This is a genomic window from Fictibacillus sp. EA-CB0309 (assembly GCF_055814265.1).
The window spans coordinates 2,930,540-2,951,366 of the sequence record NZ_CP169271.1 but is presented as its reverse complement, the minus strand read 5'-3'; the positions used below and the strand labels follow the sequence as shown (position 1 = coordinate 2,951,366).

At 39.1% G+C, this 20,827-nt stretch carries 24 protein-coding genes and 4 pseudogenes; 21 read left to right on the top strand and 7 right to left on the bottom strand.

Annotated elements, in window-relative coordinates; all coding sequences use genetic code 11:
- Position 1: 1 nt before the first annotated feature.
- The 6 genes from nikB to ACEWFH_RS16465 all read left to right on the top strand — a co-directional run bounded on the left by nikB (position 2) and on the right by ACEWFH_RS16465 (position 5,014).
- Positions 2-940 carry a nickel ABC transporter permease gene (gene nikB, locus ACEWFH_RS16490; RefSeq protein ID WP_473727327.1) on the top strand — a complete coding sequence of 313 codons (939 nt, stop codon included), beginning with the start codon at positions 2-4 and terminating at the stop codon, positions 938-940.
- 58 nt (positions 941-998) lie between these two features.
- The gene (nikC, locus tag ACEWFH_RS16485) at positions 999-1,790 is read left to right on the top strand and encodes a nickel transporter permease (RefSeq protein WP_473727326.1); all 792 of its coding nucleotides are present in this window, start codon (positions 999-1,001) and stop codon (positions 1,788-1,790) included.
- A gap of 18 nt (positions 1,791-1,808) precedes the next feature.
- Positions 1,809-2,783, top strand: a complete 975-nt coding sequence (locus ACEWFH_RS16480) for an ABC transporter ATP-binding protein (RefSeq protein ID WP_473724863.1) — start codon at positions 1,809-1,811, stop codon at positions 2,781-2,783.
- Positions 2,770-3,528 carry an ABC transporter ATP-binding protein gene (locus tag ACEWFH_RS16475; protein ID WP_473724862.1) on the top strand — a complete coding sequence of 253 codons (759 nt, stop codon included), beginning with the start codon at positions 2,770-2,772 and terminating at the stop codon, positions 3,526-3,528. The genes ACEWFH_RS16480 and ACEWFH_RS16475 overlap by 14 nt, the downstream gene beginning before the upstream one ends.
- A 166-nt stretch (positions 3,529-3,694) precedes the next feature.
- On the top strand, positions 3,695-4,414 hold the full coding sequence (locus tag ACEWFH_RS16470) for an alpha/beta fold hydrolase (RefSeq protein WP_473724861.1): 720 nt from the start codon (positions 3,695-3,697) through the stop codon (positions 4,412-4,414).
- A gap of 54 nt (positions 4,415-4,468) precedes the next feature.
- A complete protein-coding gene (locus ACEWFH_RS16465; RefSeq protein ID WP_473724860.1) occupies positions 4,469-5,014 on the top strand; it encodes a hypothetical protein in 546 nt (181 codons plus the stop codon).
- A gap of 177 nt (positions 5,015-5,191) precedes the next feature.
- Here the strand turns inward: ACEWFH_RS16465 and ACEWFH_RS16460 are convergent, their stop codons facing one another.
- Positions 5,192-5,401: a helix-turn-helix domain-containing protein gene (locus tag ACEWFH_RS16460; RefSeq protein ID WP_473724859.1), complete on the bottom strand. Its 210-nt coding sequence runs from the start codon at positions 5,399-5,401 to the stop codon at positions 5,192-5,194.
- Positions 5,402-5,411: 10 nt separating this feature from the next.
- Positions 5,412-5,901, bottom strand: a pseudogene (locus tag ACEWFH_RS16455) (DUF2975 domain-containing protein).
- A gap of 221 nt (positions 5,902-6,122) precedes the next feature.
- Between ACEWFH_RS16455 and ACEWFH_RS16450 the strand changes: the two are divergent.
- Together ACEWFH_RS16450 and ACEWFH_RS16445 are read left to right on the top strand one after the other, a co-directional pair.
- On the top strand, positions 6,123-6,677 hold the full coding sequence (locus ACEWFH_RS16450) for a GNAT family N-acetyltransferase (protein WP_473724858.1): 555 nt from the start codon (positions 6,123-6,125) through the stop codon (positions 6,675-6,677).
- Between the two features lie 46 nt (positions 6,678-6,723).
- Positions 6,724-7,541 (top strand): annotated as a pseudogene (locus ACEWFH_RS16445) (MBL fold metallo-hydrolase).
- A 6-nt stretch (positions 7,542-7,547) separates the two neighbouring features.
- Here ACEWFH_RS16445 and ACEWFH_RS16440 read toward each other — a convergent pair.
- On the bottom strand, positions 7,548-7,694 hold the full coding sequence (locus tag ACEWFH_RS16440) for a hypothetical protein (protein ID WP_473724857.1): 147 nt from the start codon (positions 7,692-7,694) through the stop codon (positions 7,548-7,550).
- A 153-nt stretch (positions 7,695-7,847) separates the two neighbouring features.
- Here ACEWFH_RS16440 and ACEWFH_RS16435 point away from each other — a divergent pair, with 153 nt between their 5' ends.
- A complete protein-coding gene (locus tag ACEWFH_RS16435; protein WP_473724856.1) occupies positions 7,848-8,378 on the top strand; it encodes a GNAT family N-acetyltransferase in 531 nt (176 codons plus the stop codon).
- Positions 8,379-8,649: 271 nt separating this feature from the next.
- Here ACEWFH_RS16435 and ACEWFH_RS16430 read toward each other — a convergent pair whose 3' ends face one another.
- Positions 8,650-9,510: a TVP38/TMEM64 family protein gene (locus ACEWFH_RS16430; protein ID WP_473724855.1), complete on the bottom strand. Its 861-nt coding sequence runs from the start codon at positions 9,508-9,510 to the stop codon at positions 8,650-8,652.
- Positions 9,511-9,769: 259 nt separating this feature from the next.
- On the opposite strand from ACEWFH_RS16430, the gene ACEWFH_RS16425 reads away from it, so the two are divergent.
- The 3 genes from ACEWFH_RS16425 (at position 9,770) to ACEWFH_RS16415 (ending at position 10,915) form a co-directional block, all read left to right on the top strand.
- Complete coding sequence (locus ACEWFH_RS16425; protein WP_473724854.1) at positions 9,770-10,054, top strand: hypothetical protein; 285 nt, start codon at positions 9,770-9,772, stop codon at positions 10,052-10,054.
- Positions 10,055-10,150: 96 nt separating this feature from the next.
- Positions 10,151-10,516, top strand: a complete 366-nt coding sequence (locus tag ACEWFH_RS16420) for a YunG family protein (protein ID WP_473724853.1) — start codon at positions 10,151-10,153, stop codon at positions 10,514-10,516.
- Positions 10,517-10,636: 120 nt separating this feature from the next.
- Complete coding sequence (locus ACEWFH_RS16415) at positions 10,637-10,915, top strand: hypothetical protein (protein ID WP_473724852.1); 279 nt, start codon at positions 10,637-10,639, stop codon at positions 10,913-10,915.
- 25 nt (positions 10,916-10,940) lie between these two features.
- Here the strand turns inward: ACEWFH_RS16415 and ACEWFH_RS16410 are convergent, their stop codons facing one another.
- Positions 10,941-11,540 (bottom strand): TetR/AcrR family transcriptional regulator, encoded by a 600-nt coding sequence (locus ACEWFH_RS16410; protein WP_473724851.1) that lies wholly within the window; start codon positions 11,538-11,540, stop codon positions 10,941-10,943.
- A gap of 249 nt (positions 11,541-11,789) precedes the next feature.
- Between ACEWFH_RS16410 and ACEWFH_RS16405 the strand changes: the two genes are divergently transcribed.
- The 6 genes and pseudogenes from ACEWFH_RS16405 to ACEWFH_RS16380 all read left to right on the top strand — a co-directional run bounded on the left by ACEWFH_RS16405 (position 11,790) and on the right by ACEWFH_RS16380 (position 16,764).
- The gene (locus ACEWFH_RS16405; RefSeq protein WP_473724850.1) at positions 11,790-12,494 is read left to right on the top strand and encodes a hypothetical protein; all 705 of its coding nucleotides are present in this window, start codon (positions 11,790-11,792) and stop codon (positions 12,492-12,494) included.
- Complete coding sequence (locus ACEWFH_RS16400; RefSeq protein WP_473727325.1) at positions 12,467-13,516, top strand: efflux RND transporter permease subunit; 1,050 nt, start codon at positions 12,467-12,469, stop codon at positions 13,514-13,516. Before ACEWFH_RS16405 ends, ACEWFH_RS16400 begins: the two co-directional genes overlap by 28 nt.
- Positions 13,492-14,202: an MMPL family transporter gene (locus ACEWFH_RS16395; protein ID WP_473724849.1), complete on the top strand. Its 711-nt coding sequence runs from the start codon at positions 13,492-13,494 to the stop codon at positions 14,200-14,202. Before ACEWFH_RS16400 ends, ACEWFH_RS16395 begins: the two co-directional genes overlap by 25 nt.
- A gap of 200 nt (positions 14,203-14,402) precedes the next feature.
- Positions 14,403-14,932 (top strand): annotated as a pseudogene (locus ACEWFH_RS16390) (competence protein ComK).
- 274 nt (positions 14,933-15,206) lie between these two features.
- Positions 15,207-15,953, top strand: a complete 747-nt coding sequence (locus tag ACEWFH_RS16385) for a class I SAM-dependent methyltransferase (protein ID WP_473724848.1) — start codon at positions 15,207-15,209, stop codon at positions 15,951-15,953.
- A gap of 28 nt (positions 15,954-15,981) precedes the next feature.
- Positions 15,982-16,764 (top strand): class I SAM-dependent methyltransferase, encoded by a 783-nt coding sequence (locus ACEWFH_RS16380; protein ID WP_473727324.1) that lies wholly within the window; start codon positions 15,982-15,984, stop codon positions 16,762-16,764.
- 187 nt (positions 16,765-16,951) lie between these two features.
- On the opposite strand, the gene ACEWFH_RS16375 is transcribed toward ACEWFH_RS16380, so the two are convergent.
- Together ACEWFH_RS16375 and ACEWFH_RS16370 are read right to left on the bottom strand one after the other, a co-directional pair.
- Entirely contained in the window at positions 16,952-17,362 is a 411-nt protein-coding gene (locus tag ACEWFH_RS16375) for an NUDIX hydrolase (protein WP_473724847.1), read from the bottom strand.
- Positions 17,363-17,404: 42 nt separating this feature from the next.
- Positions 17,405-17,965 carry a GNAT family N-acetyltransferase gene (locus ACEWFH_RS16370; protein WP_473724846.1) on the bottom strand — a complete coding sequence of 187 codons (561 nt, stop codon included), beginning with the start codon at positions 17,963-17,965 and terminating at the stop codon, positions 17,405-17,407.
- 103 nt (positions 17,966-18,068) lie between these two features.
- Here ACEWFH_RS16370 and ACEWFH_RS16365 point away from each other — a divergent pair, with 103 nt between their 5' ends.
- From ACEWFH_RS16365 to ACEWFH_RS16355, 3 genes and pseudogenes are all read left to right on the top strand, one after another.
- Positions 18,069-19,472, top strand: a complete 1,404-nt coding sequence (locus ACEWFH_RS16365; protein WP_473724845.1) for a bifunctional metallophosphatase/5'-nucleotidase — start codon at positions 18,069-18,071, stop codon at positions 19,470-19,472.
- Positions 19,469-20,025, top strand: a pseudogene (locus tag ACEWFH_RS16360) (class I SAM-dependent methyltransferase). Before ACEWFH_RS16365 ends, ACEWFH_RS16360 begins: the two are co-directional and overlap by 4 nt.
- Before the next feature lie 266 nt (positions 20,026-20,291).
- The gene (locus ACEWFH_RS16355; protein WP_473724844.1) at positions 20,292-20,804 is read left to right on the top strand and encodes an LURP-one-related family protein; all 513 of its coding nucleotides are present in this window, start codon (positions 20,292-20,294) and stop codon (positions 20,802-20,804) included.
- Positions 20,805-20,827: the final 23 nt, after the last annotated feature.

The following is a 20,827-nucleotide window of genomic DNA, read 5'->3' as shown; positions in this document are numbered from 1 at the left end:
GCTGTCAATCATAAAAAGACGGTTGATTCAATTGACCATCGTTTTGTTTTTGCTATCCGTTTTTACCTTTACTTTAATGAAAATAGCACCGGGTGATCCGGTCTTAACGATATTAAATGCAGATGAGATGGTAGTCACAGAAGATGATCAAGCTAAGCTTCGTAAAGAGCTTGGCTTTGATCAGCCTCTTTATATGCAATATGGAAAATGGATGTTGAATCTGGCTCAGTTGGATCTAGGAAAGTCCTATATGACTGGAAAGCCTGTTTGGGATGAGCTAATGGAACGGTTGCCAATTACGATAGAACTTACATTATTTGCTCTCCTAATCATGGTATCGATCGCTGTGCCAATGGGCGTTCTATCTGCTACATATGTTGGAAAATGGCCTGATCAGATGAGCAGGATCCTTGCATTAATCGGTGCTTCGCTACCTAGTTTTTGGTTAGGGTTAATTCTCATTTATGTGTTTGCCTTCAAACTTCATTTGGTACCTTCCTCAGGCATAGGAAGTTTTTCGCAGATTATCCTGCCGGCATTTACACTAGGCTTCACGTTTGCCGTTGTTTACGCAAGACTTCTTCGTGCTGGACTTTTGCAGAGTATGTTGGAAGATTTTATCTTGGCTGCAAGAGCGAGAGGACTAAAAGAACATCGCATTCTTTGGTTTCATGCGTTTCGTGCAGCCATTCTTCCCGTTATAACCGTATTTGGTTTGAGCATGGGGAGTTTTTTAGGAGGCGCGGTTGTTGTTGAGATCTTATTCTCTTGGCCGGGACTTGGAAGTTTAGCAGTAGATGCCATCTTTAGCCGGGATTACCCTGTCATTCAAGGATACGTTTTATTAACTGGCCTTTTTGTAGTCCTTGTAAACTTGTTGGTTGATTTGTCCTATTATGTAATCGATCCAAGGATTCAAAGAAAAGAGGACCTATTATGAAAGTAATTCCTCAAATGTCTACTATTTTTTTAAAAAGACAGCTGAAAAAGAAAACGTGATGATCGTAAGTGGTCTTTCCTTTTTAATCTCAATTCTTTTCATAACCTTGATCGGACCATTTATTGTTCCAAACGATCCATTTACAGCAAATATGTCTGTTCGTCTATCTTCACCAAGTCTAACCTATCCTTTAGGCACTGACCATATGGGAAGATGTATACTTTCACGCCTTATTGTCGGTTCTCAATCGACTCTTGGGATTACAGGCCTCGTCGTTATAACAGTTATTATGATTGGAATTCCCATTGGTCTTGTCACAGGGTATAGAGGAGGCAGAATCGACTCCGCGTTCATGCGTCTTGCTGATGGACTGCTCGCATTACCAGAGTTCATTCTTGCCATTGCGATCGCAGGATTTTTAGGTCCAAGTCTTACAAACCTGATGATGTCTATTGTTTTTGTAAAGTGGATCGGATACACAAGAGTGGTGAGAGGAATTGCCATATCAGAACGTTCAAAAGAATACGTATTGGCAGCAAAAGTTGGTGGAAGTTCAGATTGGAAAATTATAAGACGACACTTGCTTCCTCAAATTATCTCACCGGTACTTGTGCTTGCGACATTGGATATCGGAAAAGTCATTTTAATCATATCCTCATTATCATATCTAGGGCTTGGCGCGCAGCCACCTGCTGCAGAATGGGGTGCGATGTTAAATGATGGTAGACCTTATTTTCAAACAGCACCGGAACTCATGATCTATCCAGGACTAGCCATCTTTTTTGTCGTCTTTTCTTTTAACTTAATTGGTGAAGGACTAAGAGACAAATTTGATGTTAAACGATTATAAAGTGGAGGTCATCAAACAATGACACCTGTACTTGAAATAAAGGATTTAACGATTTCCCTGCGCGATAAGAAGAGAACGCTAATCAAGAATATGAATCTATGTGTTGAAAATGGTCAGATGCTCGGAATGGTAGGAGAAAGTGGAAGTGGTAAGAGTTTAACAGCGACAGCTATTTTGGGCTTGTTGCCACCATCTTTAGAGATTATGAGTGGAACGATTCAGCTTGATGGCTATACGATCACGTCTCTTACAGAAAAAGAGTGCAGACAGATACGAGGTAAGGAGATTGCCTACTTGCCTCAAAACTATCAGAGTTATTTTACCCCTTTTATAAAAATAGGCAAACAATTGGTAGAGATCATTAGAACGCATACTACAAAAAAGAAAGCGGAAGCAAAGGAGATGGCGCTCTACTGGTTAAATAAAGTAAACCTGCCTGCAGCAAGAGTCTTCAACAGTTATCCGTATCAATTAAGTGGCGGGCAGTTACAAAGAGCATCCCTTGCTGCGGCCATCATGTTTCGTCCCAAACTGATTATTGCTGATGAGCCTACGACTGCATTGGATGTAGTAAATGGAGAGATAATTTTAAATCTATTAAAAGAAGTGCAGCAAGAAATGAATTGTGCTGTTCTACTAATCTCTCATGATCTAAAGAATATTGTGAACAAAGTCGATAAACTAGCTGTCATGTATGGTGGACAAATAGCTGAAATAGGAAAGACAAGAACTATCCGCAACAATCCTGTTCATCCCTACACGCATTTATTATTTCAGTCCAGCCTTAAGCTCAGTAAAACCGTCCCAACTGAGCTTCCTACCATAAATGGTGAACCTGGACTCATTTCTCAAAGTGGATGTCCATTTTTATTAAGATGTCCTTATGCCATTGTGGAATGCAGCAATCAGCCTCAGATGAAAACGATAAGGGAAAACCACTTAGCTGCATGTCATAGAGTGTCTGGAGGAATGAAGAAAGATGTTAGCTGTTAATTCAATTACCAAAACCTATGCATCCAAGCCTGTTTTAACCGATGTTACATTAAGAGTTAACCAAGGAGAGAGCCTAGGGGTTATCGGAGAAAGCGGCAGTGGGAAAAGTACATTGGCAAAGACTGTTTTGGGCCTTACTTCCATTGATAAAGGAGAAGTCATTTTCCAGGGAGTCCGTCTTCAAGATCTGAAAGGCAAATCATTAAAAAACTTCAGGCGACACGTCCAAATTGTGTTTCAAGACCCTTCTAGTTCTCTAAACCCTAAACTCCCCGTCTGGAAATCAGTAATCGAACCATTAGAGAACTACCCTGATGTGGTACCCACATTCTTAAAAGAAGTAAGGCATGATAAAAAACAAATGGCAGGTGTATTGTTTAATCAAGTCGGGTTGTCATCATCATTGATAGACAAGTATCCGCACCAGTTAAGCGGGGGACAGAAACAAAGAATAGCTATAGCAAGAGCGATCAGTCTTCAGCCTGCTCTCCTAATATGTGATGAACCAACATCAAGTCTAGATGTGTCTGTACAGGCTCAAATTTTAAACTTGTTAAAGCAACTCAAACAAGAGTTCGGTATGTCCTTTCTTTTCATATCACATGATTTAGCGGCCGTGCAATTTATGTGTGAACAGATTGTTGTATTAAAAGATGGAGAGTTGTTAGATTTATTTCGGACCGAGGAAATATTCTCTAGAAAGCGTCATGATTATACGAAGAAATTGATAGACATGGCTTTATAAAACATGTGAAGTCAATAAATCATAAATCAGCACACTTTAAAAGGGTGCTGGTTTTTCTTATGCTGTTTTTTTATTTAAATAAGCTCCTCAATTAATGTGTGTTGGAACAAATATTTATGGTAAATTTAAACAAGGAAATAAAATACAATAATAGAGGAAATAAAAAATGATCTTAAACACTTACATAGCAGGAGATGGAGTACCCATTGTTTTCATTCATTCTGGTGGCATGACGGGGTTAGCAGAGTATGAAGAGCAGACGAGTTACTTTTCGTCAAATCACTTTAAAGTGATTAGACCTGATTTAAGAGGTCATGGAAAATCAGAGGGAGATATTAAAAACTATTTTATGCATTGTCCACAAGATATTAAGGATACTTTGGATTCTTTAGACATAAAAGAGTGTCATATCGCAGGAGTATCTATAGGTGGAATTGCAGGATTGATGTTTGCTAAGGAATATCCATATAGAGTTAAGTCTTTAACTTTTTCAGGGATTTTTCCAACGAAGCCAGAAAACTGGGATGAACTTTCGAAGATTGAAGCTGAGCATCATCATACACTTTTTGAAAACCCAGAAATAGTTGAAGCGCTTAATAACATGCACGGAAACAATGATTGGAAAGCATTACTTAAATCATTTAATGCAGAAGACTTCTATCCTTTCAACGAAACAGGAGATATATCTAATTTAAACGTTCCAATTTTATGTATTGTTGGCGGGACAGAGGACCTTGAAGTTTCTGCCGCTATTACTTATAAACAAATGAATCCCGATATTCAAATTTCTGTGATTCCGTTTGCCGGTCATTTAGTGCATAGAGATCAACCAGATTTATACACGAGAGTATTAGAAACCTTTATTAAGAGTCAAAAGCAAAACTAATTTTATTGTTCCTTATCATTATTATCCATATAAAATAGTTAAAGGGGAAGCGTTATGACCAAAACCAAAAAACTTTTAAGCGGTATCTTGTCTACAGCTTTTGCGTTAAGTGCTTGCAGTCCCAGGGAAGAAATTGTGGTACAAGAGGAACCGACTTTTTCAGAAGATGAGATAAACGAGTATGTGTATACGGAGGAAGAAGTAGAGGTTGAAAATGAAGTTGAGTTGGATCATTTACAATCTCACTATCCAGACATGGATCTTGAAGGAATTGAGGTTTATATGGAGGAGAACAACCTTGAATACCAGGAAGAAGAGTTAATTGCTTTCTTAGATGACCTTTATGAAAATGGTGAACCCACTTTAACTTCTAACTATTATGCCAACGAAAACTCGTTTCCTTGGTGGATTTTCCTTATTGCCAATCCATTAAAAACAAAGCCAACAGGTAAAGTAACGTTTAAGAAACCCGCTGCGCCAACGCCATCCACAGTAAAGCCGACACCCAAGCCGAGTTCCACTGTTACGACACCTCCTTCATCAAGTGGAACAAAATCTGGTTCGGGTTTTGGCACTGGTAGCAATTCATCAGGTTCATAACATACGAGTAGCTCTTTGCTAAAAATGGATTTGAGTTAATATGATTTTGTGATCCATTGCATTTCTTCAAGAAGGAGAAGTGCTTTTTTATTGAACGCACATGTAAATAACCCGAATAAGTGTCATTATTCGGGTTACAGTAAGTGATTTGCCGTTGTTTTATTACTAAAGTACTTCTTATTCGTCAGGTTTATACTCCAAAAGATCTCCCGGTTGACAATCTAAAGCCTTACAAATGGCCTCTAATGTGGTAAGTCGAATGGCTTTTGCTTTTCCGTTTTTCAATATAGAAAGGTTAGCCATTGTTATTCCGACCCTTTCTGAGAGTTCTGTTACACTCATTTTTCTTTTAGCCAACATCACATCTATGTTAATAATAATAGCCATATCCGCCACCTCAGACCGTTAGATCATTTTCAGATTTTAAATCAATGGCTTCTTTTAGTAGTCTTTGGAGAACGGCAGCGAATACTGCAATAACGATGGAAGCCCCAATAAAGGCCATGCCCACTAATACGAGACCTGGTGCATCATCCCACTGCGCTATGATAAAAACCAACGGTAAGGCAACCACATATAAGCCGCTGATTGTGAGCGCACATTTTTTTATTTTCATTAAAGATCTAACTGATAAGTCAGAGAACGCTTTATTCTTGTCAATAAACTGCAAAAGTTTATAAGCCTGATAGAGAGCGAAGTAAAAGGAATGACCGAAGCATAGACAATAATTAAAATCCCAAAGACTACATATGCCAGTTCTGATCCCTTTAATGCTTCTTCGGTAGCTTTTTTAACTATTTGGGGTAACAAAAATAAACACAAAGCTAGAACGGGGCCCCGACAAGAAAAAGAGAGATCTTTAAGAAGAGCGTTGAACCATTTTTCATAATAAGCACCTCACTACATTCAGTTTTATTTGATTATAAATAAAAATTTATTGAATTACAATAAATAATTATTAAAAATAGATATTTTTAGTGTTATATAGTTGTGGGTTCTTTTTATAAAAAAATAGCGTATTCTTTTGGATAGGGCATTTCTTCAAGAAGGAGAAGTGCTTTTTTATTGAACTTAACATGCAGTGTTGGTTTCACGGTGATCGATCATTTTGGAGGTTTCGTACAAGATTAAAGGTGTTCGTATTTATATCAATCAACTTAAGACGAGTGATATCAAATCCGTTTTAGAACTTGAAATGAAGAACAAAGCGTTCTTTAGTCAATTTGCTCCAAATCGAGATCCTGATTTTTATACAGAAGAAGGTCAAATAAACAGGATGAAAAAGATGGAGGAAAATAGAGAAAAAGATTTAGGCTACTCTTTTGGTATTTTTCTACAAGAAACGCATGAACTCATTGGACAAGTTGTTTTTTTTAAGGTAGAACGAGGTCCTGCTCAAAAGGCGATGATTGGGTATTCTTTAGATCGAGAGTATAACGGTAAAGGCTATATGACAGAAGCTCTTAAATTGATGGTGAACTATGGATTCAATGAATTAAAACTTCATAGAATTGAAGCGGAAGTCATGCCGCATAACATAGGATCCATTAAAATATTGGAAAAGACAGGTTTTCATAAAGAGGGAATAGCCAGGCAAAACGTGATGATAAACGGAAAGTGGGAAGATCATCAAGTACTCGCCATCATTAATCATAACTATTGAAAAAGTAATGCCGAGTTATTGAGTCAGATGATAAGGGGATGTAGAGATGTTTGTAAAAAAGAAATCCCATATGGGTGAGAAGAACGGTGTTACCTATTTAAATGGAAAGATCATGTTTCAAGGAGTTGCGTTAAATGTTTATAGTTATTTAGTAGATGGCGTACTAATTGATACGGGAGCACAATCTCTACATAAATATTTTGAACCCTTTATTGATGGAGCGGATTTCGAACAAGTTATGATTACTCACTTCCACGAAGATCATACAGGCTGTGCCGCTTATATTGAAAAAACGAAGAAAGTACCGATTTTCTTAGATGAAAAGACGATCGACTATTGCTCACAGCGAGCAGATTATCCATTGTACAGGAAGTTTTTTGGGGAAAAAGAAAGCCGTTTCATGCGGAAGTCATGCCATCAACGTTTCAATCTAGAAATGCAACTTGGGAAGTGATACCAACTCCTGGACATGCTTTAGATCACAATGCTTTCTTGAATAAACAAACAGGTCAACTGTTCACTGGTGATTTGTTTGTCAGTGAGAGAACGAAAGTGGTTTTAGAAGAGGAAAGCATACCTACTATTATTCGATCACTAGAACGTGTATTAACATACGATTTTGATGATGTTTTTTGCAGTCATGCGGGCTTATTAAAAGATGGACGGGCAGCTCTAGAACGAAAGCGGGACTATTTACTAAGTCTTCAACATGAAGTGTTAACTTTACAAAAACAAGGTGATACACCAGAAGCGATCCGTCAGAAGCTATTTCCAAAGAAATTCCCGATCATTAAATTTTCAAGTGGGGAATGGGATTCTCTGCACATTGTCACTTCCATCATGAATGAGGAGAGGCAAACATGAAGCTTTTTAATGAATGGCTGTTTTCGCAAACTTTGTTGCTATTGGAAGTGGTTGATTTCCGTTCCAGCTGCTCGCTTTCCGCGGGGCAGGCGGTGAGCCACATTCGTAACGTTTCACTTTTAAGTGTCTCACCTGCCCACCTGTCCTAGCCAAGAGTCTCGCACCTTACACTCCAATCAACTTTTCAGTGAAGCCTCTTTATGAAAACTTTTTTAACGATAAGACACTAGCAGTTGCTAAATTCGAGACGATAAAAAAATCCGCCACTGATTTCCTAACTTTATAACAGAAAACGAGGTAGCTAACATGTTTGTAGAACAAAATGTCAAAACGATTATTCGCACCGCTCGCATTGAAGACGCTGAAGCTGTTCTTGAGATTCAGCGTCGTGTTATTCAAGAGAATGACTATTTTATTGCCGTATCTGAAGAATTCAATAAGACAACAGAAGAGCACCAGAAATGGATTAAACAAATACTTGAACATGACCGAGAAACCATGCTTGTCGCAGAATTGGACGATAAAGTAGTTGGCTGGATTGTGTTTAAATCACAAGAAAGAAAGAGGATGCATCACACTGGATCGTTCGCCATCATGCTGCAGAAAGACTGCAGAAATAAGGGAATAGGGAAGTTGTTGATTCATGAGTTGTTGTCTTGGGCTGAGCGGCATCCAGTGATAGAAAAAGTTACGTTAGGAACGTTCTCGACGAACTCAAGAGCAATAGAGCTGTATAAAAAGTTAGGTTTTGTTGAGGAAGGCCGCAAAGTGAAAGAGTTTAAGTTCGGTGAAGGTGAATACGTCGATGATGTTTTGATGTATAAATGGGTGAAATAACGAATGAAGCTGACACGAAGGGCTCGTAAAGTACCCTTTTGATGCCAGCTTTATGTTTTTTGATGTGTTTTTAGAAGCTAAAATGAACGTCTAAAGTGCTAATATCATGGTTGTGAGCGAAACTACAGCGTTCTTGAGCGAAACAAGGGTGATCTTGAGCGAAACCAGGACTACTTGGAGTGAAACAGTAGGCTCTTTGAGCGAACGTGTAATAAATATAAGATCACGTACCGTAAAGACGAGCTTTTTACCCTATGGTTCAACTTGTTAATCAAGCCTCTTCCTTCTGTCTAACATTCTTCTTAATCAACGTCGTTAAGATAAATGCAACCCCTGCAATTATTGAAGCATACACCATCAATTCGGTCGTTGTTAAAGAGAAAATCTTCGCCAGTTCAACAGAGTATGCAAAGATCGTTGACGTGAACAGCTTCGATAGTGCCGCAATAATAAAGAACCGTCGAAATGTAACTCCGCCAAGTCCTGCTCCAATACAAATGATTTCGTCCGGTAAAATTGGAATGATAAACATAATCGCTAAAAAGAGGACTTCGTTTCTCTGTACATAACTTTGGTACTTTGTGAGGTGTTCTTCTTTTACAAATCTTGAAACAATGCGCTGTCCGCCAAACCTTGCGATGAAATACATCACGATAATTCCAGCTAGTGTTCCGAGAAATCCTAAGGAAATCGCTGTGAACGGTCCAAAAACAGCACTAGCCGCAGCAACCGTTACGACTTCAGGTAGAGGCAGGATAATTGGCTGTGCTAAACAGATGGCTAAGTAGATGAGTTTGGCAGCGGACTCATGTAACTTTAATAAGTTTTCAAATCCGTACATGTCTGTTAGCACTAACAGCTTTGTTACGTAAAAGATAGCAAACACGAACATGCTGACGGCAAAGAAATAGAGCGCGATCAGGCGAGTGATTTTTAAGGATTGCAGGTTGCGTTTACATAAAAAGAGTAAGTCAAGAGTTACGATACCGATTGCAAGCCCGATGCCAATCAATTTGAAGATTGGCTGAATGGTCGGCAGCAGCATGATCAGTGTTACGAGGGTTAATGACGTTAGTGTGATGTGTAGCAAAAGTTCGAGTGTGAGTTGTTTTCTGGTAAAAGTGTCTGTCATAAACTTATCTCCGTTCGTAATGTCTTTATAGTATTAGTTTAGACATAAAATGAAGAGGCAGACAGTTACTCCAGATGTAATTTGAATAAGACCAGAGGCGTATATGGAAGCCAGTGAATGAGTGTCATCCACTGGCTTTTTCTATTGTCAAAGAATTAAAAGGATTGTAAATTTTACATAAAGTTTACTAAATAGGCTTCACCCCTTCATCACATTATAGTAAAATAAAGTTTCCCGATTCTTGAAGAGCAGGTGAATTATGTATAAGCTGGAAGATAAGTATTATGACAACGAGAGAGGTTATATTTACATACCGATTCGCTGGAGAGAAGAGTTTGCAATTAGCAACGAATCGATCGTAGGCATTGATTGTGAAGATGATGTTATTATCATTGATAAAGACATGACGAGGGAATTTACTCAGAAAATCAGCAAAAGAGGTGCATTAACGATCCCTCTGGAACTGAGACAAAAGTTGAAACATAAAATTTATAACATATACATAGTACATGCTGAAGAAAAAGTGATTTTGACGGTTCAATAATAAAAATAGGCTGTTTTCGTAACCCTAGATGCTCTTGGAAGTAGTAGAAGAGCCATTTTATAATGTCAAAAAACCGTATTTCATTTGGAGGAATAAATGTTGCTAGATGAAAGAATTCAAACATTAAAGGATCAATTGCTCAAAGCATGGTCCATCGAGACAAGCTCCAAATGGACGAAAGAGAATCCGGCAAAAGGACAATGCGGGGTAACAGCGCTTGTGGTTCAAGATTTTCTAAAAGGAGATATTGTGAAAACACCGCTATCGGAAGGGTGGCATTTCTACAATGTTATCGAAGGAAGTAGCTATGATTTTACAGATTCACAGTTTGAATCTCCCATTCACTATGAAAATCTTCCCTCCAACAGGGAAGAAGCCTTCAGTGATACGAATACCATACAATACAATCATTTAACACAAAGCCTTATAGCATTGATAAAAAAGGATGGCAGCCCAATTTAAGGGTAGTGCCTCTTTTTTATGGAATGATTTATCTATAAGGAAAGTATTGTAAATGTAGGGGTGAAATGAAGGGTGGTTTGAATAGATGGAGGATCTTAGAAAACTGGAACTGACTTATTTTTGGGCTTCACCACTGGGGCAATAATTGGATTCATTCTTGCTAAAGTTTATCAAACATGGGCTATCCTTTACGAAATCAGGGGACGTGAACTTGATTCTATAACGAACTGGAAACATACACCTTTATGGCAGACGGTTAATGAAAATCCAGGCATAACCACTCTGATTGTTACGTTGCTTTTTAGTGCTATGGGTTTATGCTTTGCACATCAACTCACCAAAATCGATGAACCTTACTATTCAGAAAACAATGCAGAAATGTTGGAAGCCAGTGAATGATGATCATTCATTGGCTTTTTTAAATTTAGTATTCAACATCAAATATGGAGGCTGGACCGTTAATTAGAAGATTTGTAATTTGCTCCGCCATGTACTCTGAAGCATACATCATATCGTTCTGCAGCCACCAAATGATAACGCCAAGTATGGCTGAAGATAAGTAACTGATAAGAATTCCTTTAGGTACTTCCTTTTTTTGAGAAAGGTTCAGATTTTCATACTCTGCTGTAAATTTGTTAAAGAAAAATTGTGTCAATTGTTGAGTGAAGTTCGGTGTGTCATGACTCGAAAGCATTGTTTTAAAAAATGTTTGTTCTGAACGTATCGCATCAAACACATGAATAAGCATCTGTTTCAGTTCTTCAAGATTCAGTTTGTTATCACGAAAATGAAAAGATGGCTGAATAAGTTCTGAGAGCTTCGCAAGAGTTTGATCTGTCAATTGGTCTAATAAATCGTATTTGTCTTTGTAATGCAGATAAAAGGTACCTCTGCCAATCGTTGCTGTATCTGCGATATCTTGAACAGTTATCGATGTAAATCCTTTTTGACTGATTAGTTCTAGGAAAGCATCCCTAATTAACTTTTTTGTTCTTATAATACGAAGATCATGTTTTTCGGACATGCTCAAATCCCTCCTCATCTAGAATGTATCATACTATCAGACAGTATGTTCAATAAAATTTATTGAACAAATATCGTCATTTTGTACAAGATCATAAGAAAATTTTACAAACAAAGTTCATCTGTATGCTATCATACACTTTCTCTTTTTTGGACATTGAGTAAAGCTTCACTATCTCCTATTATTTCCTTAAACAACCTGTTTGATAATGAACAGTTTGTTCAGTTTTAATAAATGGAGGAATAATAGATGAGTAAAGGATTCAGCTTTTTAGCGAAAAAAATTACGCAAAGCCCCAAAAAAATCATTGTCCTTTTATTACTTTTCACTTTGGTAATTGGGTTTGGTGTGACGAAAGTTCAAGTTGATCTTGGGCAGGGGACGATGATCTCTCATAAGGATCCAATCTATAAAGCTACAGAAGAATATCATGATGAATTTGGTAGCGATACCCTGTTCATCCTGCTTTCAGGTAAGCAAGGTGATTTATTATCAACAGATAATCTCTCAGCAATTAACAAGCTTCAGAGTGAATTAGTGAAGAAGAAGGAAATTCAATCTGCATTCAGCTATTACAACATGATTGAAAACGGGACAGATCAAGCAACAAAAATACAGATGAAGATGAAGAAACAGTTGCAAGAAACGGTTGAAAAAGCCGTTCAGGAGGCTGCTGCAAGAGGTGCAACTCCTGCTCAGCAACAAGATGCAGCTCAGAAAGCTCAAATTGCATTTATGAAGAAGGTAAACGAACAGTCAGGAGCAAATCTTCCCTCCTTACAAGCAGCTGGAGCACCATCTCTTCAAAATGAGAAGTTTGTAAAAGGGCTAGTACTAGACAAAGACGGAAATGTGAACGAAATGTTCAAAACGTTTATGCCCCAAAACGGGAAGCACGCCTTAATTATCATGAAAGTAAAAGGGGGATTCCCTATAACGAACTTTCTGATTTAACAGAAGAAGTAAGTAACATGACAAAAGAAGCAGGGTTCTCGAATCTCGATACTAAGATATCTGGAACACCAAAGATTTATGGCGCAATCTACAATAGCATGATGAAGGATATGTCAATCATGCTTGGCCTTTCACTAGTGTTGATGGCAGCCATACTCTTTATGGTTTTTCCTGTTAAATGGAGACTCTTAGCACTTCCGGTTGTGCTTTTGTCTTTATTCTGGACGATTGGAATCATGGGCTATATCGGAGTTCCTATGAGTATGGTAACAATGGCGATTATGCCGATTTTGATTGGTCTTGGGACGGATTTTGCCATCCAATTTCACAACCGTTATGACGAGGAATTACAAGCTGGTAAGCCTGTAAAAGAAGCTATTCTGCAATCCATTAAGAAAATGGGGCCGGCTGTCGGAATCGCTGTGTTTGCGATGACGCTTGGTTTCATAACATTACTCACTTCAAAAGTCCCAATGATTCAGCATTTCGGAATCATGCTTTCTGTAGGTGTTATCGTTTCCTACACCGTTAGCTTGTTGTTGATGCATGCCGTATTTATGTTGCGTGATCGTAAAGTTACACCAGAAACCGTTTCCACCCCAAGTAAAATGGAAGGTTTCATGGAAAAAATAGCTACATTAACTGTGAAGAAACCTATACTTCTTTTAGCAATAGGTGTGCTGCTTTCAGCTGGTGGATTTTATATAGACCACTCGCTTAAGATCGAAACGAATATTGAGAAATTGATGCCGCAAGAAGCGCCAGAGTTAAAAGAGTTAAATGAACTACGTAAGATTATTGGTTCAACTAACGAGATTTCTTTTATTCTTAAATCGGATGATGTAACCGATCCGAAAGTGGTTAAATGGATCGCAGATTATGAGGAACAACAGCGGAAAGCTCATCCTGAAATTGAGACAGCAACAAGTATCGCATCCATTATGAAACAAGCAAACAAGGGGAAGTTCCAGAAACAAAAGCTGAGATTGAGAGCATCTTGGCTCAAGTTCCAGATGAATTAAAAAGCAATATTTTATCAAAAGACAAAGAATCTGCAGCTGTTTCTTTTACGATTGGAAATATCGGCATGAAGGAGCAAGCGGATCTGCTGAATCAGATCGAGAAAGATATCAATCCTCCATCTGGAGTGGAAATGAAGCCAGCAGGATCAAATGTCATTAACATCAAATCAGTGGGATCAATGACTGAAAACCGTCACTTATCTGCAGGTATTGGAGTTATTGCGATTATCGCCGGGCTAATGCTAGCTTACCGAAGATGGAAAATGGCGATGTATCCAGTTCTACCAATTGTGCTTGTTGTAGGCTGGTCCTCTCTTATGATGTTTCTGTTAGATATTGAGATCAACCCATTAACGGCTGTACTCGGCTCACTCGTTCTTGGTATCGGAAGTGAGTTTACCATTCTTATCATGGAACGCTATCAGGAAGAGCTCGAAAACGGTCTATCCCGTGACGAAGCGCTAATCAAATCGATTTCTAAAATAGGAAGAGCGATTACGGCATCGGGCTTAACGGTTATGGCAGGGTTTAGTACACTTATCTTTTCTGAATTTGTGATGCTGCGATCGTTCGGAATCACGACCGTATTTGATACATTCTTATGTTTAGTCAGCTCATTGTTCATACTTCCGGCAATTATTGTTTTGACTGATAAACGAAAGAGCGTGTCTAAATTAACAAAATAAATAAAGGGAGCGGGTGAAGAAACGAATCTTCACTCGCTTCATTTATAAATAAACGAAATATTTTGATAATTATTAACGAAATATGTAGATGCGTGTTTTATTAAATGGTAAAATATTACTATGTAGTACGAATCTTAGGGAAATTTGTACTATGTAGGGTTTAGGTTATTGGGGAATTAAAACATTTTAGGAGGTATTAAATGAAGTACAAAATCGTGCACGATAAAGTTGAGGAATATTTTATCAAACGTGACACCATGGCCATTTATCCGTTTATTAATCAGTGGGGAGCCGTATGTGCAGAAATTTATGAAAGAGATGCGATCATCCTCGTTGAAAAAAGCCTTTCCGAATCATTAAAGATTCGTGTCCGTATTACGGCAGTACGTATGATGGGAAGAAAGAGGCCGCACGCATTAATATGGGGAGAATGTGTTTTGCTCCTATCATGATTGACACCAAGTTAGATATTTTCTTCTTTCCCACGCAATCACCACGAAAAGATTCCTGCATCTGGCTATCACAGCCCCACATCGAGGACATAGAAACCATAGACCGCAAGAATGTTAGAGTGATTTTTTCTAACGGTATGGATTTACCCATCGAAAGTACCCGCGCAGCCTTAAAAGGCAAACTCCATCGAGCCGCTCATTACCGAAGTGTTTTAATGAATCGAACAGCAGAAAAGGAACGAGAACGCGTAAGAAATCGTGATCTTATTCTTACATAGTTTGATAATTAAATGTGAAGCGCCTGATGCCGAGTGGATTAGGCGTTTTTGTTATGTGTGTGGGAAGTGGATTAAGGTGGATTAAGTCTAAATGGAGGGTAATTAAGTCTAAACGCGCTCCAATTAAGTCTAAAGTGACCGCAATTAAGTCTAAATTAAAAAATAAAGGCCATTCTGCAAATTTCGACACACACGCAATCATCAAATAATTTTCTAGCAGGGAAATCGACAATAACATGGAAATAACTGTATAGATAAAAATGGGGGTTATACGATGAATGTTGAAACAATTACGATTAACAAAAGAAGCTGGGAAGAGGTAGCGGAGCGATTTTTCGGAAGAACCGCTTTACCAGAGTTTGGACCATTTGCACCGCTTGAAGACGAATTGAACTTGCTGGGTGATCTTACTGGATTGAACGTCTTAGATATTGGATGTGGCAGCGGGCATTCTCTTAAATTCATGGATGAAAAAGGAGCGGCAGAGCTTTGGGGATTAGATCTGACCCAACAACAAATCAAGGCAGCTCAACATGTACTAGGAACTGCCACTGCACCTGTAAAATTGTTTGAAGCACCTATGGAGAGCAACCCTGGCATCCCGAAGAATCACTTCGATCTTGTGTATTCCATTTATGCATTAGGGTGGACCACAGACTTGAATCAAACCTTGTCCAACATACATACATATCTTAAACCGGGCGGGACCTTCGTTTTTAGTTGGGAACACCCGTTGTACAGCCGTATCAATCATGTGAAAGGAAACCTTCTTTTTGAAAAGTCCTACCATGAAGAAGGGCCTTATGATCATGAAGCTTGGGATTGCACTGCCATCATGCAGCAGTTTAAAGTTAGCACGTATATTAACGCATTGATTACGAACGGTTTTACCATTGAAAAAGTGGTTGAAGATGTTGTATTGCCAAAACTTAATCGTGAAAAATTTACGAACTCTTGGTATTCCTGCGAAAAAGCGGAAGCCGTTCCAACAACTTTAATCATTAAGAGCAAAAAACGATAAGAGACATACCACAGAGGGGATGAATATGATGGATGTCATTAAACAAAACAGCCAGGCGTGGGATAAGAAAGTGGAAAACGGAGCTGTTTATACGAAGTGTGTGAGTGAAGAAGTTATTCAAAAAAGTAAATCAGGTGATTGGCAGATTACCGTGACAACTGAAAAACGCGTACCGAGAAATTGGTTTCCTAACGTATTAGAGGGTGTGAAAATTCTTTGCTTAGCTTCTGGAGGTGGTCAGCAAGCACCGGTTCTTGCTGCAGCTGGAGCAGATGTAACCGTAATGGATTTATCAATTAAACAGTTAGAGCAGGATGAGTTTGTGGCTAAACGCGACGGGCTGAAACTTACCACGGTCCAAGGCAATATGACAGATCTGTCCTGTTTTGAAGATGAAAAGTTTGATCTCATCATTCACCCCGTTTCGAATTTATTTATCGAAGACGTGAAACCACTATGGAAAGAGGCAGCTCGTGTTTTAAAAGAGAGAGGTGTTCTGATAGCAGGTTTTGTAAATCCACTTCTGTTCATTTTTGACGATGAGCAAGAGATGCAAGGAAATCTGGAAGTGAGACACGCTGTTCCGTCTTCATCCATCTCACATCTATCAGAAGAGGAGGTACAAACATATAGCCAGTCCAATGAAACGATAGAGTTCAGCCATACACTTGAGGATCAGATTCAAGGCCAGGTAGACGCGGGATTAGTGATTACAGGTTTTTATGAAGATGACTTTGGCGGTCATAGGATGATAGATTCATATATTAAGACGTTTATTGCGACAAGAGCAGTGAAAATGAGGGTGGAATAGCATTGGTGAACAACAAAAATAGCTTGGAGAATAAGTCCAAGCTACTTTACTTTCAAGTGAGTTGTTAAATAGTTTTTTGCCATATAATAAGCACTAACCGTAAATAACTGAGTGATTTTTTTGTTTTTTATCATATTCTCCATATCATTAAAATTAATGATTTTAACACATACTTCTTCACCATCATCTAAGTCTTGGGGAATGCAGGAAATGCTCCTAAAATAAGATAGGTGATCACTTTATTATCCTGAGTAGCAGGATTGACCATGAATTCTCCTAGTAGAACTGGTTTTTCATTTGAAATAAAACCTGTTTCTTCTCTCACTTCTCTTATGATGCCCTCTTCGTATGACTCGTTTGGTTCAATCTTTCCAGCTGGAATTTCTAAAAAGAAGCCTTTGCCGGGATGACGGTATTGTTCAACAAGTACAATCTGATTGTCTTTCGTGAGTACCACTGCATTAACCCAATCTGAATACTCATGAACATAATAGTTCACTATCTTATCGCTGTTAGGTAGTTCGCAGCGATCTTTTCTTAAATTGCCAAAAGGAGTTTTATAGATATAATCTGAAGAAATAGTTTTCCACTTTTTCATTGTAATCAGTCCTAATAAGATTAATTATCATTCTGCTTGTTATTAAGTAGTTCCAATTGCTTTATTAACAGTGGATTCCCACTCTTCCCGAAGAATGCCCATCCTAATAGAGTCATAGTATTTTCCGTTGTAATACCGGCACTTCCTCATGCGGCCTTCCATCGTCATGCCCAATTTTTCACCAACTTTAATCATACGTTCGTTGCCTGACCAAGTGGTGTACCCGACGCGCACTAACGGCATTGTGTTGAACAAGTGGTTGATCCAAAGACGTATTGCTCGTGTTCCATAACCGCCGCTCCAGAAATTTGGATTGTAAATGCCGATCCCCATCTCAAGCCAGTTGGAAGGCTCGTGCTCCCAATAATAACTTACGGTTCCGATGAGTTCGCCGTTTACTTCAATGGCCCATCGTTTGTCTTGGTTCACGTACTGCTCTTTGTTCCAAATAAACTCATCATAGTGCACGCACTTATGCTCAAAGTAAGGAGCATCCCACTTTTTCCATTCTGGTGCATCCTCTTTATAGATCAGCACCCATAACTTGGGTAGATCTTTTTCTGTAATGGGCCGAATCGATAACTCTTTATCTTGATAAGACATTCAGTTCCTCCACCTGTTTTTTTAACAAAATTACACCTTTTATGATACCATTATTTGTAAGGGAAGAATGCTCAATTTTACAATTCGGGGGAACAGAGAAACAATGAAACTTAAAATTATACATACGAACGATCTTCACAGTAATTTTGATAATTTTGCAAAAGCCGCAACTCTTATTAAGCAGTATAAAGACGAGCATACCATTCTGCTCGAAGCTGGGGATTTTGCGGACTTTAAAAGTATTGAATTGCAGGGTACAAGAGGGATAGCAGCTGTAGAATTATTAGAAGCTGTTGGCTATGACGCGATAACGATCGGCAATAACGAGATGTTTAACGGTGTGGATACGCTTCAACACATGGCCACCAAAAGCTCCGTTCCGTTTATCAGCAACAACCTTTTCAGAAGTGATACGGCGAAAATTTCAGGTGTTCATTCAAGCATCATTTTACATAAAAACGGGTTGCGCATCTTGATTACTGGTACATCGCCTGACCTCGGCGCATTTAACGACGGCCTAGGGGTACTTAATGAGAATTACATCATCGCAATCGCAAACGAAATGGAGAAAAACCGCGGTAATTATGATCTGTGTATCCTGCTCAACCATATTGGGACGGTGGCAGACATTGATCTCGCCAAGGAAATTGAAGGCATTGATGTAATCGTGTCATCACATGACCATCAACTGTTTACTGAAGCTAAGATCGTGAATGAAACATTTATCGTAAGCGCAGGAAACTATGGCGAACATATCGGCGTGCTGGAACTTGAAGTGAATGGTGAAAGTAAGAAGCTTCTTCATTCTGCAGTTATAAGTACAAAGGATATTGAGTCAGACAAAGAGATATTAGCGATTTTACAAGTAAATAAAGAAAAAGCGATCGAGACGTTAAGTAAGCCGCTTTATGCTATTGAACAGCCGCTTTGGCATGATGTGATTAGTGAGAACCCGCTCACAAACTTAATCGCTGATGGTTTGAAAGACATGATGAACACGGACTTAGGTCTAATCAACAGTGGAATCGTGAACGCGGGTGTCTTTCAATACGTTTCTGATAAAAAGTTGATTGAAGTTTGTCCTTCACCATTAAACCCTACTTCTTTCGAGATCCAAGGAGTATATATTCGGATGGCCATCCAACAGTCACTTGACGTACAACACTGTTTGCTTGATGGAAGGGGTCCTGGTTTTCGTGGGAAGTACGTCGGAGGGTTGCATGTTTCAGGTGCGGAAGTCGTACATGATGGCACTCGTGTTATTGAAATCAAGATCGGTGACACACCGCTTGAAGAAGAAAAATGGTACACGGTGGCATCGTCTGATTACTTGCAACGCGGATCTGGATATCCGTCTCTAGCAAACAATAAAAACGATTTTTACCGTCCAGAAGAAATAAAAGAAGTGATCAAGATCTATGCTAATAAGCAACAGTTTGTAGAACGTGCTTTTGTGACGAGGTATTCAGAACAGCAACATTCTGTGGAGATGGGGAAATCACAATGACGACTACACAAGACATTAAAATTGTAATCGGTGCAGGCGAATACAATAACAATCCGGGCTGGCTTCACACTCAGGAAGAGGAACTGAATCTGCTGGATAAGAGTAAGTGGGAGGAGAGGTTTGAACGAAATTCGATTTCTGCCATTCTAGCAGAACACGTGTGGGAGCATCTTACGTTTGAAGAGGGAGTAGAGGCTGCAAAACTGTGTTATGACTTTTTGAAGCCATCTGGCTACATCCGCTGTGCGGTCCCTGATGGATTCTTTCAAGATGATGAGTATCAGAGCATGGTTCAGATTGGTGGTCCTGGACAGGCTGATCATCCTGCTAGCAGCCATAAAATTGTCCATAACTACAAAACGTTACAGAAGCTCTTTGCCGAAGCGGGGTTTGACGTTCAGTTGCTAGAATACTTCGATGAAAATGGTGATTTTCATGATCAGGACTGGGACGGAAAAGACGGTGTAATCTTTCGCTCTAAACACTATGATCCTAGAAATCAGGGGGAAGTCTCAAGTTTCCTTCACTTATTGTGGATGCTATTAAACGCTAACAAGTTTAACTAAGATGCTTTTTTGCTCATGTTTTGCATTCTCTTCATTGACAGTTGATTGCAGTGGAAGGTGCGAGACTCCTGGGGGACGAGTGGGACAGGTGAGACCCTCAATGGCGCGTAGCGGTGAGGGGCTCACCGCCCGCCCCCGGAAAGCGAGCATCCTGTAACGGAAATCATCCACCTTCAGAAGCAACAAAGTTTTTCCCAAAGCACCCTAAATAAAATAAAGATATTGTTCATATATGTTAACAAGGGGGTTACGTATGGAGAAGTGTGTGTATTTCAATGACTCGTTTTTCTCTTCAGGAAGAACGGATATTTACAATGGTTCTCAAGAAAAGCTTGGCGAACTTGATTTAAAGACTGCATTTTCATCAAGTGTGAATGTGGAGAATGAAAAAGGAGAGATTGTTGTTGAAGGTGCCTTTCCGTTTTTTTCGAGCAGATGGATCATCACCCAGGCTGATGGAACAGAATTGGGAGAGGTGAAATCTTCCTTTGCATTTTTCTCAAAGCGTTATCGTTATTCGACCAATGACCATACGTATGAGATTGAGTCCCCGGCGTTTTCAAAAGAATACACCATCCTTGATGACAATAAGGCGGAAGTGGCAACCTTCAAAAAAGTAAGTGGCTTCTTTCAATCGGCAGCGTATGAATTAATGAATCATTCGGATGTATTGCGAACCGAAGAACTGATCGCGGTTGTTATGGGCGTTAACGCGATTGAAAAACGCAATCAATCTAGTGCAGGTGGCGTGAACGGAGGAGCTTAACCTTCGTTTTATGATAAAAAGAT

Bases quoted from the DNA above. Each gene is read 5' to 3' on its own strand.
- nikC (WP_473727326.1), top strand. From the start codon at position 999: ATGATCGTAAGTGGTCTTTCCTTTTTAATCTCAATTCTTTTCATAACC.
- ACEWFH_RS16480 (WP_473724863.1), top strand. From the start codon at position 1,809: ATGACACCTGTACTTGAAATAAAGGATTTAACGATTTCCCTGCGCGAT.
- ACEWFH_RS16475 (WP_473724862.1), top strand. From the start codon at position 2,770: ATGTTAGCTGTTAATTCAATTACCAAAACCTATGCATCCAAGCCTGTT.
- ACEWFH_RS16470 (WP_473724861.1), top strand. From the start codon at position 3,695: ATGATCTTAAACACTTACATAGCAGGAGATGGAGTACCCATTGTTTTC.
- ACEWFH_RS16465 (WP_473724860.1), top strand. From the start codon at position 4,469: ATGACCAAAACCAAAAAACTTTTAAGCGGTATCTTGTCTACAGCTTTT.
- ACEWFH_RS16460 (WP_473724859.1), bottom strand. From the start codon at position 5,401: ATGGCTATTATTATTAACATAGATGTGATGTTGGCTAAAAGAAAAATG.
- ACEWFH_RS16435 (WP_473724856.1), top strand. From the start codon at position 7,848: ATGTTTGTAGAACAAAATGTCAAAACGATTATTCGCACCGCTCGCATT.
- ACEWFH_RS16430 (WP_473724855.1), bottom strand. From the start codon at position 9,510: ATGACAGACACTTTTACCAGAAAACAACTCACACTCGAACTTTTGCTA.
- ACEWFH_RS16425 (WP_473724854.1), top strand. From the start codon at position 9,770: ATGTATAAGCTGGAAGATAAGTATTATGACAACGAGAGAGGTTATATT.
- ACEWFH_RS16420 (WP_473724853.1), top strand. From the start codon at position 10,151: ATGTTGCTAGATGAAAGAATTCAAACATTAAAGGATCAATTGCTCAAA.
- ACEWFH_RS16410 (WP_473724851.1), bottom strand. From the start codon at position 11,540: ATGTCCGAAAAACATGATCTTCGTATTATAAGAACAAAAAAGTTAATT.
- ACEWFH_RS16405 (WP_473724850.1), top strand. From the start codon at position 11,790: ATGAGTAAAGGATTCAGCTTTTTAGCGAAAAAAATTACGCAAAGCCCC.
- ACEWFH_RS16385 (WP_473724848.1), top strand. From the start codon at position 15,207: ATGAATGTTGAAACAATTACGATTAACAAAAGAAGCTGGGAAGAGGTA.
- ACEWFH_RS16380 (WP_473727324.1), top strand. From the start codon at position 15,982: ATGGATGTCATTAAACAAAACAGCCAGGCGTGGGATAAGAAAGTGGAA.
- ACEWFH_RS16375 (WP_473724847.1), bottom strand. From the start codon at position 17,362: ATGAAAAAGTGGAAAACTATTTCTTCAGATTATATCTATAAAACTCCT.
- ACEWFH_RS16370 (WP_473724846.1), bottom strand. From the start codon at position 17,965: ATGTCTTATCAAGATAAAGAGTTATCGATTCGGCCCATTACAGAAAAA.
- ACEWFH_RS16365 (WP_473724845.1), top strand. From the start codon at position 18,069: ATGAAACTTAAAATTATACATACGAACGATCTTCACAGTAATTTTGAT.
- ACEWFH_RS16355 (WP_473724844.1), top strand. From the start codon at position 20,292: ATGGAGAAGTGTGTGTATTTCAATGACTCGTTTTTCTCTTCAGGAAGA.